This is a genomic window from Thioclava indica, from assembly GCF_000714545.1.
In the GTDB taxonomy this organism is placed as follows: Bacteria; Pseudomonadota; Alphaproteobacteria; order Rhodobacterales; family Rhodobacteraceae; genus Thioclava; species Thioclava indica.
Genome location: NZ_AUNB01000009.1, coordinates 1 through 19,125, shown reverse-complemented (window position 1 = coordinate 19,125; position 19,125 = coordinate 1). Strand labels below are relative to the sequence as shown.

At 59.3% G+C, this 19,125-nt stretch carries 16 protein-coding genes and 1 pseudogene; 7 read left to right on the top strand and 10 right to left on the bottom strand.

The features are described 5' to 3' along the window. Positions 1-104: 104 nt before the first annotated feature. The 3 genes from DT23_RS02910 to DT23_RS02900 form a co-directional block, all read right to left on the bottom strand. Positions 105-752 (bottom strand): DsbA family oxidoreductase, encoded by a 648-nt coding sequence (locus DT23_RS02910; RefSeq protein ID WP_038128091.1) that lies wholly within the window; start codon positions 750-752, stop codon positions 105-107. Next, positions 739-2,268, bottom strand: coding sequence for a class I adenylate-forming enzyme family protein (locus DT23_RS02905; protein WP_038128089.1), 1,530 nt, complete (start codon positions 2,266-2,268; stop codon positions 739-741). Before DT23_RS02905 ends, DT23_RS02910 begins: the two co-directional genes overlap by 14 nt. Before the next feature lie 217 nt (positions 2,269-2,485). Beyond that, entirely contained in the window at positions 2,486-3,553 is a 1,068-nt protein-coding gene (locus tag DT23_RS02900) for a helix-turn-helix transcriptional regulator (protein ID WP_156023830.1), read from the bottom strand. 902 nt (positions 3,554-4,455) lie between these two features. Between DT23_RS02900 and DT23_RS02895 the strand changes: the two genes are divergently transcribed. The 5 genes from DT23_RS02895 to DT23_RS02875 all read left to right on the top strand — a co-directional run bounded on the left by DT23_RS02895 (position 4,456) and on the right by DT23_RS02875 (position 11,397). Next, complete coding sequence (locus tag DT23_RS02895; RefSeq protein WP_156023829.1) at positions 4,456-9,534, top strand: peptidoglycan-binding domain-containing protein; 5,079 nt, start codon at positions 4,456-4,458, stop codon at positions 9,532-9,534. 122 nt (positions 9,535-9,656) lie between these two features. Continuing rightward, positions 9,657-10,022 carry a hypothetical protein gene (locus tag DT23_RS02890; protein ID WP_038128084.1) on the top strand — a complete coding sequence of 122 codons (366 nt, stop codon included), beginning with the start codon at positions 9,657-9,659 and terminating at the stop codon, positions 10,020-10,022. A 76-nt stretch (positions 10,023-10,098) separates the two neighbouring features. Further along, positions 10,099-10,575 carry a hypothetical protein gene (locus tag DT23_RS02885; RefSeq protein WP_156023828.1) on the top strand — a complete coding sequence of 159 codons (477 nt, stop codon included), beginning with the start codon at positions 10,099-10,101 and terminating at the stop codon, positions 10,573-10,575. 13 nt (positions 10,576-10,588) lie between these two features. Beyond that, a complete protein-coding gene (locus DT23_RS02880) occupies positions 10,589-10,948 on the top strand; it encodes a hypothetical protein (protein WP_038128082.1) in 360 nt (119 codons plus the stop codon). Positions 10,949-11,025: 77 nt separating this feature from the next. Then, entirely contained in the window at positions 11,026-11,397 is a 372-nt protein-coding gene (locus DT23_RS02875; protein WP_038128080.1) for a hypothetical protein, read from the top strand. A 60-nt stretch (positions 11,398-11,457) separates the two neighbouring features. On the opposite strand, the gene DT23_RS02870 is transcribed toward DT23_RS02875, so the two are convergent. The 4 genes from DT23_RS02870 to DT23_RS02860 all read right to left on the bottom strand — a co-directional run bounded on the left by DT23_RS02870 (position 11,458) and on the right by DT23_RS02860 (position 15,098). Further along, a complete protein-coding gene (locus DT23_RS02870) occupies positions 11,458-12,579 on the bottom strand; it encodes an SH3 domain-containing protein (protein WP_081846891.1) in 1,122 nt (373 codons plus the stop codon). Positions 12,580-12,698: 119 nt separating this feature from the next. Continuing rightward, complete coding sequence (locus DT23_RS02865; RefSeq protein ID WP_038128077.1) at positions 12,699-13,013, bottom strand: hypothetical protein; 315 nt, start codon at positions 13,011-13,013, stop codon at positions 12,699-12,701. A 134-nt stretch (positions 13,014-13,147) separates the two neighbouring features. Beyond that, positions 13,148-13,264, bottom strand: coding sequence for a lipoprotein (locus DT23_RS19300; RefSeq protein ID WP_156023827.1), 117 nt, complete (start codon positions 13,262-13,264; stop codon positions 13,148-13,150). Positions 13,265-13,280: 16 nt separating this feature from the next. Then, positions 13,281-15,098, bottom strand: a complete 1,818-nt coding sequence (locus DT23_RS02860; RefSeq protein ID WP_038128075.1) for an extracellular solute-binding protein — start codon at positions 15,096-15,098, stop codon at positions 13,281-13,283. Between the two features lie 313 nt (positions 15,099-15,411). Here DT23_RS02860 and DT23_RS02855 point away from each other — a divergent pair, with 313 nt between their 5' ends. Together DT23_RS02855 and DT23_RS02850 are read left to right on the top strand one after the other, a co-directional pair. Further along, positions 15,412-16,185 carry a 3-hydroxybutyrate dehydrogenase gene (locus DT23_RS02855; RefSeq protein WP_038128073.1) on the top strand — a complete coding sequence of 258 codons (774 nt, stop codon included), beginning with the start codon at positions 15,412-15,414 and terminating at the stop codon, positions 16,183-16,185. A 66-nt stretch (positions 16,186-16,251) separates the two neighbouring features. Then, the gene (locus DT23_RS02850) at positions 16,252-17,289 is read left to right on the top strand and encodes a patatin-like phospholipase family protein (protein WP_038128072.1); all 1,038 of its coding nucleotides are present in this window, start codon (positions 16,252-16,254) and stop codon (positions 17,287-17,289) included. On the opposite strand, the gene DT23_RS02845 is transcribed toward DT23_RS02850, so the two are convergent. The 3 genes and pseudogenes from DT23_RS02845 to DT23_RS19910 form a co-directional block, all read right to left on the bottom strand. Beyond that, positions 17,286-17,969 carry a DUF502 domain-containing protein gene (locus DT23_RS02845; protein ID WP_038128070.1) on the bottom strand — a complete coding sequence of 228 codons (684 nt, stop codon included), beginning with the start codon at positions 17,967-17,969 and terminating at the stop codon, positions 17,286-17,288. The two genes, DT23_RS02850 and DT23_RS02845, sit on opposite strands and share 4 nt — an antisense overlap. Positions 17,970-18,041: 72 nt before the next feature. Next, positions 18,042-18,962: a pseudouridine-5'-phosphate glycosidase gene (locus DT23_RS02840; RefSeq protein WP_038128069.1), complete on the bottom strand. Its 921-nt coding sequence runs from the start codon at positions 18,960-18,962 to the stop codon at positions 18,042-18,044. Then, a pseudogene (locus DT23_RS19910) lies at positions 18,959-19,125 on the bottom strand (PfkB family carbohydrate kinase); the annotation flags it as partial. The gene DT23_RS02840 and the pseudogene DT23_RS19910, both read right to left, overlap by 4 nt.

Below are 19,125 nucleotides of genomic sequence, written 5' to 3'. Positions count from 1 at the left end.
ATGAGAGCTTTGCGCAAAGGGTAGGAGCGCGCAAAATACAGATTTACGCGCCAAACACCAGAGGGCGGCGCGCGCAACGGTCTGTGCGCTCACGCGGAAGTGAGTTAATGCTGTGTGGCCTCGGGCGGGGCGCTGCTGAGTTCGTCTATGACCTTGATCCACAGATCCGTGGGCTGCGCGCCCGACACGACATGGCGCTCGGCCACGATAAAGGTCGGCACCGCCGAGATGCCGCGTTGGCGCGCGTGCGATTCCTTGTCTTCGATGGTATCAAGATCGGCATCTGAGGCCAGCAACCGCGCCGTCAAATCGCCGTCCATTCCCGCCTTGCGCGCGATCTCGCTCAGCGTTGCGGCATCGGAAATGTCGCGCCCCTCGCGCCAATGCGCATCCAACAGCGCCTCCATCACCGCGCCTTGTGCATGCTCGATCCCCGCCCAATACAGCAGGCGATGCGCGTCGCGCGTGTTGGGCTGATGAATCGCACGCTCGGGGCGGAAATCGATCCCCTCAGCCTGCGCGAGTTCCAGTAATTTCATATTCATCCGCACCGCGTCGTCCTGACCGAACTTCGCCTGTAGGTAATCGGCGCGCGACATGCCTTCGGCTGGCATGCTCGGGTTGAGTTGAAACGGTTGCCAGCTGATCACAAAGGGATGCGCGGGGCGCGCCGCCAGCGCGTTGTCCAGCCGCGCCTTGCCAATCACACACCACGGGCACACCGGATCGGCGAAGATATCAAGCGGGATCATGGGGTCTCTCCTTGCTCCAACTGGCGCGGATCTCTTTGCGCAGCAATTTGGCGTTGCGGTTGCGCGGCAAACTTTCGAAATGGCGATAGAGCCGGGGCTGCTTATAGCGTGCCAAACTGGTTTGGGCATGCGCGATCAACTGATCGGGCGTCGCACTGCCCGTGTAGGCCAAGGCTATCACGCTGACATCTTGCTTGACCGCGATCTCGACGGCGGCGACCTCGCCTGCGCCGGGGCATTCGGCCATGACGGCTTCGATCTCAAGGGGTGAGACGCGAAACCCGCCCGCATTGAGCATATCATAGCCGCGCCCGAGATAGGTGATCGCGCCATCCTGCGCCATCGACACCGTGTCGCCCGTCAAAAACCAATCGCCCATGCGCCGCGCAGCGCTTTCTTCGGGCGCATTCCAATAGCCCAGATAAAGCCCCGGATCGCTTTGATGAATCGCCAGCATCCCCGGCACGCCGCGCGCAACGGGCTGGCCATCGCTATCGAGCACCGCGATATGGCGACCGTTTTGGGCATAACCGGTCGTGCCGGGCGGGGCCGGGCGCGCGGGGCTGCCCGAGATAAAGGTCGAGCATTCCGACATGCCCAACGCCTCATAAATCTGGGTGCCACTGGCGGCGTTCCACGCGGCACGCAGCGCGTCGGGCATTGCCTCACCCGCGCTCAAACCGTGACGCAGATGTGGCAAATCGAGGTGATCATGGAGTTTCAGGATCTGACGATAAATCCCCGGCGCGGCGGCAAAAATCGTCGCATCAAAGCGTTTCATCAACTGCGGTAAGCTGCGCGGCGCCACGCCCTCAGCCGGGATCAACGCGGTCGCGCCAACCGTCCAAGGGTCCATCAAGCCGGTTCCCAGCGTATAGGTCCAGTTGAACGCGCCCGCATGCATCAGCCGGTCGGTTTCGCCCAAACCATACCAGCCCTGATACATCATCTGGCGCGCCCAAATCGCGCGATGGGCATGCATCACGGCGCGCGCCTGACCGCCCGTGCCCGAGGTGAAAATCATATAGGCCAAGCGGTTCGCATCGCCCATTGCATAATCGCAAGGCGGGGCATCGGGCGCATGGTTTAGCGCCTGCGCGTCAATCACCTTAGCCCGATGATCGGGCAGCGCCACGCCGTCTGATGCGATCACCGCCGCCGGGTCCAGATCGCGCGCGAGTTTGGTGATCTCGGGCGCCGTCAGTTGCGCCGAACTGGGCACCGGCACCAGACCCGCCGCGATTGCACCCAGAAAAGCCACAGGAAACTCCGGCCCGTTTCCCAAACGCAACAGCACCCGATCGCCGGACACCAAGCCTGCCTGCAAGAAAATCGAGCCAGCCCCGCGCACCGCCGCAATCAGACGCGCATAGGACCAGCTTTGCGCATCACCCGGCCCGACGATCTGCATCGCCAGCTTGTCAGGTGACCGTGCGCCGGCCGCCAGAATATGCGCTGCCATATTGAACGCAGCGGGAGGAGGGCGCAGGGCCGGAGAAGAGGTTTCAGATTTCATAAGGTCTTGCTAGGGTGCACGCGCAGATCAAACAAGCACGAAATTGCCCCCTTCGCTCTTGCCCAAATATCCCGGGGGAACCTGCGCAGCAGGTGGGGGCAGCGCCCCCTCCGCCCGCTATTTTCTGGTCAAACACGCGACGGTCTTGCTACAATATAGCTTGTCCCGAAACAGGCGATGTCAAGGTCTGCCGCCTATCGGACATGGCCGCCTTAGCCTAAAGTCGGCCATGTAAACCAATCAATTCGACCTGGCTATTCACCTGAGTTTTCTCGTAGATTTGCTTCAATCGTTGTCTAATGGTCGAACTTTTCAGGCTGAGGATATTGGCGATCATATTGGGCGTATTGCCTTCCACCAGGAACTCGATGGTGGCGATTTCAGATTCCGAGAGGCCAAAGGTTTCGCGCAGCCGCGAATGCTTAAGCGCCGTTGTGTCGCTGCATTCCGTTCTGATGGCGCAGACTTTGAAATGCATGAAGAAATGGCGCAAATTTGGTGGGATCTGGATGATCAAAACGTTCGAGACTTTACCTCTGTCGTTGAATTGATAGGCGCGGCTCATCGACAGATTGGGGTCGCTCGAACATAGCTCGCGGATTTCTGCGCCCAGTTCCAAGCCCATCTCTTCGGGAATGAGCTGGCTTGTAGGCGATCGATTTTGCATCTTGCCGCTTGAATTTATGCGCAAGCATTCCCTGCCATCAACGTCGAGCACAAAGACTTCGGACTCTGTACCTTTGAAAAACTGCGCAAATGTCGCGATGCGATTGAGCGCCATCTCATCGGCGCGCGCGGTTGCCTGAGCAAACATCGCCTGGATTCGCTCGATCAGAGGTTTGTCTTTAGCGCTGATTGGCGGATGGTCATTGTCGAAATGTACCACCATTGCCCAATAGCCATTCGGCGTCAGGATGCGGATACAGTAGCAAACGCCAAAATTAAGCGGATAAAGATAGTCGCGAAAAATCGGGATTTGGTCTTTGTCGGCGCGCACCGGGAAAACATCGTTATCACAGGCATAGCCGTGTTTTACCATCAACGTCAGAATTTGTTCACGCGGATCATTGTGCACCCAGCCATCGCCGATATAGGCGGGCAGAGCGTCTTTCATCTCTTTGGTGCCCGACATCCACATGCCGCGAAAAAGAGGGTCGGTCGCGGGAATAAGGGCCCCCGTTCCGCCTAAAATTTTAACGACAATGCCAAGGGCCTTATCCCAATACTGGGCGTCTTCGATTGCAAGATCCAAGGTTTCTTGCAACGCATCAAACAGATCTTTCAAGTCCGCCCCCAAGTTCCTTCGCCCCTCACGCAAAAGCGAGGGTGGCGTGATCCTCGGTGCATGTAAAGGGCTAAGCTACCAGCGCTGTTGAAATATTTGCATCGCGCTACGGTTGCATCCTGCGCCCGCGAGCGCCGGAAAATGCAGCTTTTTACGGAAATCATTCCCTAAATTACACGTCTGACTACCATATGGTAGTTCGCTCTGAAATTAATACGCCCTAACCAAGATGGAACCACGCCTCGCGCCCGCGTGACGCTTCGTGACATCTTGGATTGGATTCTGCTCTCATGGCCTTTCGTTTCCCCACTGCATCGTTCAGCGCTTTCATAATTGCCTTCTGTGCGAGTAATGCCGTTCCCTCTGCGACATCTGCGCAAAATCTCATCGTTAACGGAGATTTCGAAACGCCTGTCGTTCAGAATTTCGGGGATAATCTGCTTGTTTTGCCGGCACCTTGGCTCTCCTCGCCCGACATCAATGGCGCGATGCCAGCCTCTTTGGTCCGCGTCGATGGCCCGGGCGGTGCCACAAGCGTTGCTGCTGCGGGCCTCTATGGTGGCGATCCACTGCTCCAGGCATTGCCGCAAGTGGATGCCTCCAATTCGCCCGAGGGACAATATCTGCGATGGTTCGGTACCCCCCAGTTTGGTCAGCCGATACATATGGAGCATGACGGCTGCATCAAATTCGGGGCAGATCTTACCACTGCGAATGCCGAATTGTTCCCTTCGTTAGACCAGACGCCAATGGTTCAGATGATGATCCAGGAGTTTACGGTTAGCGATTTGGAAACGTTGCAGTCCAGCATACCGAACTACTCGAGCGCCTACGGTCCCGCACTGAACTGGGACCAAATACGGGTGACAGCAGACGGCAGATGGCACGCAGAGGCCATTTGGATGACTGTTGAGGCGAACAAAACCTATTTCTTCAGCGCCATATCCGTTCCAGGCGTCGCGATGGATAACATGTATGCCGAATATGTGCCCGCGGAACAATGCGCGCCGGATTGGACGCCCCCAGTTACAGCTTTGGACGCAAGCGATATTTCCCTGACCAAATCCTGCACCCCCGCCATTTCCACCGAACAAAACGGAGACGTGGGTCAGTTGTGGACCTGCTCGGTTGATGTATCGGTGCCAGAGGCCCCTTTCGCGGGCACACTGAGCATCACGGATGCCTATACCGACACCACAACAGCCACGGGTGAGGTGGTAGCTTCCAGCTCCGCATCCGGCAATTTCGTCTGCGCATCCGGTGCCACATGCACCATTGCGGGCACGGATTTCGACGCAAGCGGCACCGAGACGCTGTCCTATTCCGTCTTTGTCACCGCAAGCGAATTGCAAGATAGCTACCCGATGCAGAACTGCGTCGAGGGCAGCTATGACGACGATGGCTCCGGCACGGCTGCGCCCGTCGCGGGCAACTGCGTTTCGGCACAATGGATCCCGCGCAATTCCATCACCAAGACCTGTGATCCCATCGTCGCTGTCTCCTCTGGTCCGATGACGATGAACTGCCAGCTTGACGTGACGGGCACCAATCTTGCAACGGACAGCATCATTTTCGCAGGGGATTTCTTTGGTGCGATGCCGCCTGCGACCGTGACGGTCGCGGGAACGATGATGAACGTGACCTCAAGCGAGCCTTGGTCTTGTTTCGAGTCAGCCTCTGGATCGGCTGGCTGGTGCGAACTTTCCGCCGCCGACATGCTGGCCGCAGGGGGCGCCTCGACGATCAATGTCAGCTTTGCTTTCACAACCGATCAGGCCAGCGGTGAGGTAGTCAATTGTCCGATGACCGACATTTTGGCGGGCTCATTTGGCGCAGCAACGGGCCAGCGCAGCAGCGAACCTGCGATGCGCAGCCCGCAAAGAAATGCCGCTGGCAGATTTCCAGACATTTGCGTTGTTCTTGATCTGCCCACGGAGACTCTGCCGCCCAAGATCGAGGACGTTATTGCCAAGAAATCCTGCGAGCGGCCGCAACAGGCAACTGTGAACGGCGTTTTGGGCTACACATGGGATTGTCGTGCCGAGATCACCGTCACCCCTACGCCCTTTGCCGGCACGTTCACGCTGGAAGATGACGCCTCCACTATTTCGATTGGCACCGCGCAGTTCCTGTCCACATCAGAGCCTGCAAATTGCACCGGACTGCAAAGCGATCATCTGACCTGCGTCTTTGACGGGGCGACGATGGGCGCGCCGCAAGTCGTAACCTATCAGCTGTTCACGGCTTTGAGCGATCCCAACCAGCCCATTGAATGGAAAAACTGCATCAAAGGACACGCCGATACCGCCGCTGGCACCTTTGCGTCGGTTCCGATGTGCACCGGGCGCACGATCAAGCCCGAGATCAAGCTGGAAGACCCCAAGAAGATCAGTCTCAAGAAACGCTGTGATGCGCCGGTGGCGGCTGTCGAGAACGGCGTTTCCGGCAAGCGTTGGTCATGTGAGGTCGCGGTTCAGGCCGTCCCAGCCCCCTTTGCCGGCAGCTTCAGCTTTGTCGAGGACGCAACCGCGGTCTCTGGCACGACTGACGCCAATATCATCGGCTATAGCGCAGGCAATCCCAACTGGGCCTGCTCGGGCAACTTCCCGCAGCAACAGACCGAATGCGGAGTGTCCGGCGTGGCATTTTCAGCCTCGGGCCTTGAAACGATCAACTTCGAGCTGTTTGCCGCAGACGAGGGCAACGCGGTCGACTGGCGCAATTGCGTTTCGGGTGCGTATAAACCCGACGGGGGCAAACCCCGCGACATCAAAGGCAATTGCGTGGAAACGCATTGGGATGGAAAGCCGACAGACCCGCCCGTTTTCACCCTGAAAAAGGGCTGCCGGCTGGGCGGCGTTCAGGATGGCAATGCCTATTACGCCTGCACGATCTACATCCAGCAAAGCAGCGGCGCGCCGATAACCGATCCGCTGGTCTTTGACGAGCTGTTCTCGACCACCTCGGGCAATTCTGCCGCGCCATATATCCTGAATTTGCAAGGCACTCCCGCAATGCCTAATGGCTGGGATTGTCAGCAACCGCCCCTGACAAATAGCGCGAGCTGCACGATTTCGGCAGCCGATTTCAACGCCAGTACGAACCATCGCATCAACGCCTACATGTCCATTCCTCTGGCCGATCTGGGCAAAGAGGACTTCCAGAACTGCGCCCAGGTGCGCATCGGCGATCAGGTCGTTGGATCCGCCGATTGTGTCGATCTGGACGAGCCCGCCGCCGTGACCGAATTCGACGTTAAAAAATCCTGCAAGGCCGCAGGGGAGCGTCAGACCTTTGGCTCCAGTGTCTGGTTCCAACCCTATCAATGCACCCTCAACGTCAGCACCAATGGCGTGCCGTTTACGGGGCCGCTCTGGCTATCAGAGGATCTGCATTTCGGGCAAAACCCCGGCGCGACCTCGATCCAGAATATCACATCAAGCGATCCGTGGGATTGCACCAGCCCGCCCTACACCGCCCCCGCTCAGGGCAATGAACCGGTCTGTAGCATTCAGGGCAGCCAGTTCCCGAACTCGGGCAGCTCGACCCTGACCGTCGATCTGATGATGGGGCCGAACATGGATCTTTTCGGGGCGGAAAACTGCGTCTCTCTCAGCTTTGGTGGCGAACTCGGGCAGGCGCCCGTCGTCGCCAGTGATTGCTTTGAAATCGCCGCGCCCGCTGATCCCTTGATTGACCTGACCAAGACCTGCGAACCCGCGGTGCGCGGTGCCAACAATCAATGGAGCGCGCAATGCGAGGTCACGATCAGCGGCACCAATCTGCCCGCCGGTCAGTCGATCCGCATCACCGACGAACTCACCGGAACAGGCCAGACCACAATCGCGTCCGGGGCGTTCGACCCCAATCCGTTCACGGGGTCAAACTGTGGCATCTTTACTGTCGCAGGTGGCACCGGTTCAGCTTGTGATGTGAGCACCGATCAGATCACGGGCAACGGTGGTTCAATCACCTTGCCATATACCGCCACTTTGGTTGGCTCAGGGCGCTTGCGCAACGATCCTGCCCAGAACTGTGCCTTTGCCGACAGCCCCGCTCTGGGCCTGCACGCGCCCGCTACGGGCACTGGCAAAGCCTGCGTGACGATTGCGCTGAATGTCATGGCAACGCCGGGATCAACCGGGAGCGTCAGTGGTGTTCCGGACCTGCCGGGTGAACCGGTTGGGCCGAGTGGGCCAATAACTGGCACCGCTACGCTGGGCGCAGGGGCAAGTGTTGTCGTTCCTGTCGATCCCGTCACGCCAAGCACACCGCTGGCAGGCGATAGCCCCAGTTGTAGCCTTGATACCTTGTTTGTCGTCGATGCATCCAAGTGGATGGACGCCAGCCATGGAAACCGGCTCGACATTACCAAAACCGCGATCATTCAGGCTTTGGACGGGTTGCGTGGCAACGGCTCCACCGCCGCGATCAGGGCGCGCTGGGGGGGCGGTGGAATGATCTCCGGGGCCAGAGATATTGACACTCACTACCAGTCGATTGTCTCGGGAACCTTGCCGCAAATTCACGCGGGCGGGCCATCAAGTTGGGACATGTCATTTACAAATACCCCGTTTAGCTCGCCCGCACCGTTGGTAATTTTCATTACGGCCGGAAATCCGACTTACAGCCTCGTACCCAATACCTCTACTTACCAGCAGGTGCCCGTTGCTGACGCGGTAAGTGCCGCCGTGCCGAGAATTGCGGCGCGGCGTGCACAGGGAAGCCGCGTCATCGGGATCGGCATCGGGACAGACGTCAATCCTGCGCATCTGATGGCTGCGGTGGGCAATAACATCACGACCTATTCGGCGGGGGGCTCGGTCAACCCATTGGTCAATGACGTGATCATGATCCCGAATGCCCAAGATGCCCCGACGGTGTTTGCGCAAATCGCGGCGACATACTGCCCCAAAGAGGAGCGCCCCCTAAGTGCTAGCAACGCAAGTCAGGATATCGCGGCGCCGATCGTCCCGCAGCCAATCGCCTCTTTTGCGATCACCAAAGAGCAAACGAGCACCTGCGTCGCCAATCGTAACAGTCAAACCTATGACTGCGGGTTCCGTCTGAGCGTGACCAACACCGGCACGGCCCCCTATCTCGGGCCTCTTGTAATGAGCGATACGGCGGGCGCTCCGGGGATTGCTTCGGCGCAGGCGGTGTCTGGTTCGGGGTGGTCTTGTGGTGCGGCGGTCGGCAATGCGGTGTCATGCACCAACGCGGCACTCAGCCTTGCCCCCGGCGCATCCAGCTATGTCGATCTGCGCATGAAGCTGCACGGATTGCGCAAAGGCGGCACGATGCAGAACTGTGCCACGGTTGGCGTCACCCCCGATCGCACGCAACGTGTCGCGTTGATCCAGAAGGTGATGAATGATCGCGGCCTCAAGGCAGGGCCGGTCGATGGCCAGCCTGGCAAGCAAACCTACGCCGCACTTGCCCAGTTGCGCCGTGATCTTGGCCTGCCCGACAGTCGCGACTTCGATGACGCGCTGTTTGCTGCCCTTGGCTTGCCGCTGCAAAAAACGGGAGAGGCGTCTTGCGTAAATGCGCCCCTTCCTGCGATGCCTGCGCCGCCGCTGCAATGCAATGCGCGCAGCACGGTGAAACAGGGCGAAAGCTGTGCCTGTCGCTATGACAACATGGTGCGCAGAAATGCGACGTCTTGCCGGTGCGCCAAAGGGTTCACGCTGGTCAATGGCAAAGGATGCGTCAAGAAGGCCGCCCCCAAGCCTGCGCCGGCCCCGGAACCTGCGCTGAAATGTGACCCGCGCTCGACCTATCAACGCGGCGATATCTGCGCCTGCATTGATCATAAGAACGCGAAAAACATCTCGAAAACGCAATGCGCCTGCACCAATGGTTTACCGATGGTCAACGGCAAATGCCTTCCGATCAAAATCACGCCTTCCAGACCCGACGTGGATGCCGTGGGCACCGAAAAGTGCCGGATCATGCTCAACGGGATTTGCATTAAATAACAACATATTGGCCCTGTGTTATCGGATAGCACGGGGCTGATATCGCTTAACTCAAACGGATTTGTCATCAATCAGAGACCGCAGTTGAGGCGGTTCAATCAAACGCTCTGAAAGGAAACAGCATGACCCTGAATTTTCGCAAAATCGCACTTACCGGCACCATCGCGCTTGGCACCATCGTTGGCGCTATGGCCCCCGCATTTTCAATGTCGGTGAGCGAGTATTACGCATTTGTCAAAGACTGTCATAGCAGGGGCGGCACGACAGGCGTTTATGAAAATGGCCAGCTTGGATGCCATGGCGGCGTTGCGGCTGTTGATATCGACAAGTTTGAAAAGGCGCTGGTCCCCTCGAAAGAGCAGATCTCTAATCTCTCGATCAAAAAACTTCCCAAAGCGGTCAGCCGCGATGTCACGGCCCCTGCGCTTTCGAAAGCCGGGAAAGTCTCTCGGGGCAAACTGGCCAATGATTGGGCGGTAGCCCATTGAGACCTAGCGAAAGACGCGGGCGTCACTGTGAATCTGACGCTCGCTTGCCTTCTCACCAAATTCGAAAGATGAACACATGACGAAAAGACGCACATTTATGATCGGCGCTGCTGCCCTTGGTATGAGCATGATGGCGGGGCTTTCCCCCGCGCTGGCCCGTGGCGGCAATGATCCGATTACAGGCATCGATATTATCATCAAAAAAGACCCCAGCAGTCAGCCGATCAAACCGTTTTCACTGAACGGTGGCGAGATCAAAACGCTCAACGGTCTTAAAGGTGCAAATCGTCCGGCCTTTGTTTTGAAAACCGTCGCCAAACGCATCGGCGCGGGCGACAGCTTCGTGCAATCGGGCATGAAGGAGCTTGGCGATATCTGGTGTGGCCCCTGCAAAATGGCCAATGAGATTGCGGTGAAATTCCCCGACGGGAAAACCACCTACCTGCTTGAGATCAAGTTCAAGGGCGGTGACATCGCGCGCCCGAGCAAGATGATCACGCCGCCCCCGCCCAAAGATGGCAGCCCGATGTTGCCCAAACTTCCGACGAAATAAGGAGCGAGAGAAGATGTCCCAGAAGCACACCCACCTCCTGTTTGCGCTGGCCTTTGGCGCATTGGGCGCAAGCGCGGCGCAGGCCGATCAGCTGTGTCACGCGAATGGCACTGGCTGCATGAATATCACATGGGCTTGCGGAAGTTTCACGACACCCGACGATATGATGTGTCTTGAGACACGTGCCGCCGACAAGGCCAAGATCAAAGACCTTAGCCACGCCAGTGGCAACACGATTGGCGCGGATGTGTTTGAAAAAGACGTCGCAAACATGCGCAAGCGCAAGGCCAAGCAACACATCATTCTGCCGGATCCGAGCGTGGCGAAAGCACCTCCGAAAACGACGACCGCCGTCGGTGCGGTTGTCCAATAAGACCGCAGTCCCAAACGTGCAAAACACGAACTGACAATTTTTACCGAAGTCCAACCCAGAGAGAGAGAGAGAAAACAATGAAACATACCATCTTCGCGGCCACCGCAACCATCTGCATTGCGCTTAGTGCAACCACGGCATCGGCCACAAGCTGGGGCGATTGCGTCGCCGCAACCTGGGATCCGATCGGCTGCGCATTCAACCCCGACTATGAAGAGTGGGGCGGAATGACGATTCATCACAAACCCGGTGATCTGGATAAAGAAACCTTCAATCGCGTGAGCGACTTGCAGGCAAAAGGCGTGTTCAAAAACTACGAGGATCTGGCCAAAGCCTCGATCAGCGGGAAATACCGCCAATCCTGCGACCTGAAATCCTTTACCAAGCTTGTCGAAAAAGGCGCGGGGTCGAAAGACTTGATGAAGCGTTGCTATAAACCTGCGAAATAAGCGCTTTGGTCCATAACTCAGACAGGCTCGCAATCCCCGCGAGCCTGTTTTCGTATCCCCTTAGCGCAATGTGCAACAGCCGTGCATTGTCATCATATTTCCGGCCTCATTGGGGGCGTTCAAAACCATGGACCACGGGTATTCAATGTCCGACATCCCGTCCGAACACATGCGCTGATCGATAATGCCCGACACAGGCTGCGCGGCAATCGTATAGGGATAGCCCCCCGTCATCGCCGAGGGCGATGCCTGATTGAGCGCGCTTGTTTGCTCGCTCCCGCCCATCATCGAGTAGATCACGCTGCGATCCGCCCCGATCTCTAAGGTCCAGAACGGCTCGGTCCCGCGGCAAATCAGATTCATCTGCAACCCGCTGGAGGTGGTTACGCCCCCGCCGCGCGTCAGATAAGCCGCGTTCACGTAACCGACGGTCTGCCCGACCGTCACTTTCGCCCATCGCGGCGAGGCCATGGCGATCACCGAAACCGGCGCATCCGGAGCCAGCGCATTGACGGGCGTGCTATTCGCATTCGGCTCGGCACGCACCCAAAGATGGTCATCCGCCGTGACATGCGTCACCGAATAGACGGCAGGCACTGGCATTCCATCGGGTCCCGTCTGTGCGCTCTGCGCGGGCTTCGGTTGCGGCTGCGCGGGGCCATGCGGGTTGGTCTCGCTCAGATAGGCTGTGCTCACCCATCCAACCTGAGTGGCCAGCGCGATCATCGCCCATTTCCCATCTGGCGAGCGCTGGATGATATGGATCGCCTCGCCATTTGACAGCACGCCGAGAGCGGCAAAATTCGACCCCGCCCCGGCGCGGATGACAAGCCCGCCATCCGGGTCGCCCGCCTTGATACCTGTGACCCAGAACTGGCCCGTGCTGGCGGCGCTGCCATCGGGACGCATCACGTCTTGCAGGTAGCGCATCGCGACATAGGCCACCTGACCGCGGTAAACGATCTGGCCCCATTTGCCGGAACTATCGACGCCCTTCACATTAACAATCGCGCCCGATCGCAAATCGCCGATATCGGTAAAATTCGCCCCCGCTCCGGTGCGCACATTCAGCGTGTCGCCCTCGCGCAGCCCGCCCACCTTCATCATCTCGGCACTGGCGAGCGACGTTGACAGCGTTACCGCCGCCATAGCAATACAAACCCTTGAAATATAACCACTCATACTGACACTCCACTGATGCCAGTATGGTTAGAACACCTCAGCAAATAGCGGTCAAGCTAGGCCCGTCTTTCCGCCGTCTGCTATAGCCCTGCGGCGACGGGAATGGTGCCGCGCCGCGCTCAATCGTCGCCAAAACGCTTGTCATCATCGGATTCATCTTCGCCTTCGGGGATGTATTTTCCCGAGAGCGAAATCGAGTGGCTGTCATGAGCCGGGTCCATCACCACATCCGAGGGCAATTCGCCGCGCAGCCATTCCAGCACCTCTTCGCGGGCTTCAACGGGTTCTTGCTCGGTCAGCTTGGCAATGTAGCGCAGGAACGCGCGTTGGTCGCCATCGATCTCATCAAGCTCGGATTCTTCCGCCTCGGGCCAGCGATCGATGATCGCCTCATAGAAGGCCGCCCAGTTTTCCTCAATGTGATGCCATTTCATAGTCTGCTCTCCTCGTATTCGCGCAGCGCCCGACGCGCCTCCTTTATCAAAAAGGATCGCGCGACCGGAGTTTCAAGGCAAAAGGAATCTCGTGGTGAAGGGGTTCCGTCACGGCAATGTCAGGCCCCGCGCGACTACATCCAGCCCTGCACCTGACGTGCGCCGCCGGAAATGTCATCTCCAACGCCCGCGACCGTGTTGCACCCTGCCAATGCCGCTGCCAGCGCGGCCAGAAGGATCAGCTTTTTCATCGTCCTGCTCCTGTTCTCACGACTTATCGTCATACCACCAGACATCGGGCGCAAAGCCCGGCCACGCCCCGTATAACGGCGTTTTATCGGGGTAGTGAAGGGCCTTGATATGGGCAATGCGATCTTTGGGGGCATACCAGATCGGGATGACATAGCGCCCCGCCGTCAAGATACGATCCAGCGCGCGGGTGGCGGCGACGAAATCCTCGTGGCTGCGCGCGTTGAGCATGGTGTCGATCATCGCCTCGGCGGCGGGGGAATTCATCCCCATCCAGTTGCGCGTGCCTTGTTCGGTGACGCCTTGATGGCCCCAATAGAGCATCTGCTCATTGCCCGGCGACAGCGACAGCGCGCGCCAATACCATGCCATATCAAAGTCATAGGCGTTGGTGCGCTGGGTATATTGCGCGTCATCAATCACCGTAACCTTGGCGTCGATCCCCAGCCGTTTGAGCGATTGGGTATAGATATCGACGATGCTTTGTTGCTGCGCCGCGCCCTGTTGCAGCACAATTTCAAAGGTAAAGGGCTGGCCGTCCTTGCGCAACACGCCGCTGTCATCGACCTTCCAGCCCGCCTCATTGAGCAGCTTGGCCGCCGCGCGCATGTTCTTGCGGTTGCGCGTGCTGCCATTGCTTTGGGGCAGGGAGTAGCCCTCGATCACGCCGGGAGGCAGATCGGCTTTGAACGGCGTGAGCAGGTCGAGAACCTTGCCGCTGGCCGCATCGTGGCTCATCCCCAGTTCGGAGTTTGAGAAATAGGAGGTAATGCGCGGCTCGGCCCCGCCGTTGATCGTCTTGTTGATGAACTCGAAATTGAACGCATCAATGAGCGCCTGACGCACGCGCCAATCGGCGAAAATCGGGTTGCGCGTATTCATCACCAAGCCCTTGATCCCCGAGGGGCGGCCGTTGGGGATTTCCGATTTCACCACGTCACCCGATGTCACCGCCGGGAAATCATAGTTGCGCGCCCAGTCAGCGGCGCTGTCTTCGGTGTAGCTGTCGGTCGCGCCGCCCTTGAAGGCTTCGAATACCACCCCGCCGTCGCCGAAATAGTCATAGCGCAGCGTGTCGAAATTGTTGCGCCCCTTGTTGAACCCCAGATTGCGGCCCCAATAATCGGGATTGCGCTTGAGCGTGATGTATTTCCCCTGATCGACCTTTTCGATCACATAGGGGCCGGACCCAATCGGCGCGAGATTGGTGGTGTTGGCGAAATCACGCCCCTCCCATTGCGCTTTCTCCAGCACCGGACGCATCCCCATCAGCAGCGCCAATTCGCGATCGGGCTGCTTGAACGTAAACTTGACCGAGCGCGGGCCGGTTTGCTCCATCTTGGCAATCTTGAACCACGCGTTTTGATAGCGCGGATGGCCTTGCGTCCCGAGCGTCTCGTAGCTCCACATCACATCCGCGATGGTGACCGGATTGCCGTCGGAAAATTTCGCCTCGGGGCGCAGGGTGAATTCGACCCACGAACGCGCCTCATCGGTTTTGATCGACTGCGCCAGAACCCCGTAAAGCGTGAAGGGCTCGTCCATCGAGCGCCCCATCAGCGATTCGGCGACATAGTTTGCGATTCCCTGCGCGGGGCGACCGTTCAAAATCCAGGGGTTGAGCGAATCAAAACTGCCCGCGACCCCGAATCGGTACTCGCCACCTTTGGGCGCATCGGGGTTGGCGTAGGGTAAATGGTCAAATCCCGGCGCAAGGGCAGGGGCGCCATACATCGCAATCGCATCTTGCGACTCAGCGGATGCGTTTTGCGCAAATATTGGGCTGAACCCCAAGGCCAGCACGCTTAAAGCGCGGAAAAACACCGATCTCGCCATCGCAACAATCCCTCTTCTGCCCGTATTTTATGCCGCCAAGCTAGCGAGGCGATTGAAAGGGCGCAAACTTTTCCCTTGGAGAGCGGCGCGGCATTGCTTATAAGAGACTCACTGCTCGATAGGTTTCTTGCCTGTATGAAACCTGCCTCATGACTTGACGCCCGCCTTGTGCGGGCGTTTTTTTTATCATTCCCTAAAAATGCGCAATGGCATCCCGCTAAGGCTCACGGCAATTTGCGCCTGCGGCATGGTGTTCGCACGTGCAGCGCGCCATGATCACGACGAAATCGAGAATCACCACGTAGGAGGGAATATGTCGCTTCAGGGAAAAACCGCTGTCATCACCGGCTCGAATTCGGGAATCGGTCTTGGGGTTGCGCGCGAACTGGCGCGTGCGGGGGCCGATGTCGTGCTCAATTCGTTCACCGATCGCGAAGAAGATCACAAACTCGCCGCCGATCTGGGTGCAGAGTTTGGCGTTAAAGCGCGCTACATTCAGGCCGATCTGTCGAGTGGCGAGCAGGCCCGCGCCTTGATCGAGCAGGCGGGTCGCTGCGATATTCTGGTCAACAACGCCGGCATTCAGCACGTCGCCCCGATTGAGGAGTTCCCCGTCGAAACATGGGATCGCATCATTGCGATCATGTTGACCTCGGCGTTCCACACCACCGCTGTTGCGCTGCCGATGATGCGCAAGGCGGGTTGGGGACGCGTGGTGAATATCGCCTCGGCGCATGGCCTGACGGCTTCGCCCTATAAATCGGCCTATGTGTCGGCCAAGCACGGCGTTGTGGGCTTTACCAAGGTCACCGCGCTGGAAACGGCCAAGGAAGACATCACCGCGAATGCGATCTGTCCGGGCTATGTGAAAACTCCGCTGGTCGAGGCGCAAATTCCCGACACGGCCAAGGAATACAACATGACCGAGGAGCAGGTGATCGAGCAGGTGATCCTTGCGCGCCAGCCCTCCAAGCAGTTCGCCACGACCGAGCAGGTGGGCGGCACGGCGGTGTTTCTGTGTTCCGATGCGGCGGCGCAGATCACGGGCACCACGATCTCGGTCGATGGTGGCTGGACCGCGCTGTAAGACGAAACGGGCAGGGGGCCGCGCGCCCCTTGCCTGCCATGTCCGCCAACTTGGGAGTTGCCTCAGATGAAAAGCAAATCCGTCAACCTCGCACTGCAGGGCGGTGGTGCGCATGGCGCGTTCACCTGGGGCGTGCTGGACCGTCTTCTGGACGAGGACTGGCTGGAATTTCGCGCCATTTCGGGCACCTCTGCGGGGGCGTTGAACGGGGCGGCGTTAAAGGCGGGGCTGGTGCGCAACGGGCGGGCAGGCGCGCGCGCCGCGCTGGACGAGCTTTGGGGGCAGGTTTCCGAGACTGCCGATTTGCGCATAAAGCGTTATTTCCCGGCGCAATTGCCCGGGACGCATGCGCTGTCGCGCTGGTTCGAAGCTTTCACGCCAGCAGCATTCCTCGACAATGTCTCACGGGTGTTTTCGCCCTATGATACCGGGCCGTTCTACGTCAATCCGCTGCGCTCTGTGGTCGAGAAATTCGAATACAAGCATGTCTGTGCGAACGCCGGACCTGCGCTTTATGTGGCGGCCACCAATGTGCGCACGGGCAAGGTGCGCGTGTTTGAGGGCGATGACATCACTGTAGATTCGATCCTTGCCTCGGCCTGCCTGCCCGAGGTGTTTCGCGCGGTGGAAATCGACGACCCCAAGACCGGCAAGCGCGAGGCCTATTGGGATGGCGGTTTCACCGGCAATCCGCCGCTTTTCCCGCTATTTTCGCTCGATTATCCGCGCGATATTGTGGTGGTGAATGTCAATCCGATGGTGCGCGACGGCGTGCCCAAAACGCCCGCACAGATCGAAGAGCGCATCAACGAGATCAGCTTTAACAGCTCGCTCCTGCGCGAATTGCGCGCGGTTGATTTCGTGCGGCGCCTGCTGGCCGAGGAGCGGATGCCCGCGGACGCGATGAAAGACGTTCTGATCCATATGATTGGCGATGACTCGATCATGACCGAGCTGTCCGCCGTCTCCAAGATCATCCCCGAATGGGGCCAGCTCAAGCGTCTCAAAGCGGCAGGCCAAGCGGCGGCAGAGAGTTGGCTTGACGCGCATGCCGACAAGATTGGCGTGACGGCCTCGACCGATCTTCGGGCCTTGTTCGACTAGGATTTGTCCTTGGGTTTCTTGGCCTCTTTGGGCTGGGGATAGACCAGACCGGCCGAGATGATCAGCTTGGCCGCGTCCTCGATCGACATATCGAGATAGGTCAGTTCCGATTGTGGCAGCAACAGCAGAAACCCCGAGGTCGGGTTCGGCGTGGTCGGCAAAAACACCGAGACCAGAGGGTCATCGGGCGCCCCGAGCGCCGCAATCTCGCCCTTGGCGGTGGAAGACACAAAGGCAATCGCCTTGATGCCCGGGCGCGGATATTCGATCACGCAGGCGCGGTCGAATTTCGCCTCCGATTGGCTCAGCACCGTTTCCGCGATCTGTTTCAGCCCGCTATAAACCGTGCGCACAAAGGGCAGGCGGTCCACCACGCTTTCCCCGATGCGCAGGAAGGTGCGCCCGAAAAAGCCCTTGGCGAGCCAGCCCACGATCACCGTAAAAATCAAAAAGATCAGCACGCCGATGCCGCGCACATTGACGCCGATGTAATGCTCGGGGCGCATTTCTTGGGGCACGAGCGGCAGCACCCAGCCATCGACCCAGCCCGCCATCGTCCACATCAGCCAGATCGTGAGGCCAATCGGCGCGACCACGATCAGCCCCGTGAAAAACGACCCGCGCAGCGCTGCAAACCGCGACCGACGGCGCGGGGGATGGGTCTCTTCGGGTTTGCTCATAAGCGGCCTCTCGCGCCAAATTGTCTCACGCTATCTATGCGCGCGACTGGGGCAGAGCAATGGGCGCGCGCCTCAGCCCGCTTTAGATTGCGCGATTTCGCGCGCGATTTGCGCGCCCAGCCGGGCATTGTTCAAAACAAGGGCGATATTGGCGTCCAGCGAGCGTCCCTCGGTCAGCTCAAAGATCCGCGACAGCAGGAAGGGCGTGACGGATTTCGCCGCGATGCCTTGCGCGCTGGCCTCACGCAGCGCGGCCTCGATCACCGGCACGATCTCTTCGCGCGCGATCTCTGCCTCGGGCGGGATCGGGTTGGCGATCAGTTGCCCGCCGGGCAGGCCAAGGCGCGCGCGCATCAAATGCGCGGCGGCGATTTCAGCGGCACTATCGGCGCGCAAGGGGGCTGACAGGCCCGAGCTGCGCGACCAAAAGGCGGGGAAATCGTCTTGGCCATAGGCGATGACGGGAACGCCATGGGTTTCAAGAACTTCCAGCGTTTTCGGGATATCCAGAATGGCCTTGGCCCCTGCGGCGACCACGCTCACCGGCGTTGCGCCCAGTTCCAGCAGATCGGCGGAGATGTCAAAGCTGTCTTCCGCGCCGCGATGCACGCCGCCAATCCCGCCCGTAGCAAAGACCGAAATCCCCGCCAGATGGGCGCAGATCATCGTTGCAGCGACCGTCGTGGCGCCCGTGGCGCGCTTGGCGAGACACACAGCCAGATCGGCGCGGCTGACCTTCATCGCGTCGCTGGTCTGCGCGAGGCGTTCCAGAATGTCCGCCTCCAGCCCGATATGAATGGCGCCATCGAGCAGCGCGATGGTCGCGGGCGTGGCCCCGGCGGCGCGCACCTCGGCCTCAACCGCCTGCGCGGTTTGCAGGTTTTGCGGATATGGCATCCCATGGGTGATGATCGTGGATTCCAGCGCCACAACAGGCTGGCGGGCATCCAGTGCGGCACGCACGTCAGGGGCAAAGATCAGGGGCAGGGTCATGTGGCAAGTTCTCCGGAAACATAGCGGGCAGCGGCGATCAGCGCGTGTTCCAGCGCCTTCTCACGCGCACTGCCGCGCCGTTCAGCCACCAGATGGGCGGCCATGAAAGTATCGCCTGCACCCGTCACGCGGGTCACAAGCACGGCAGGTGGGGCCGAGGCAA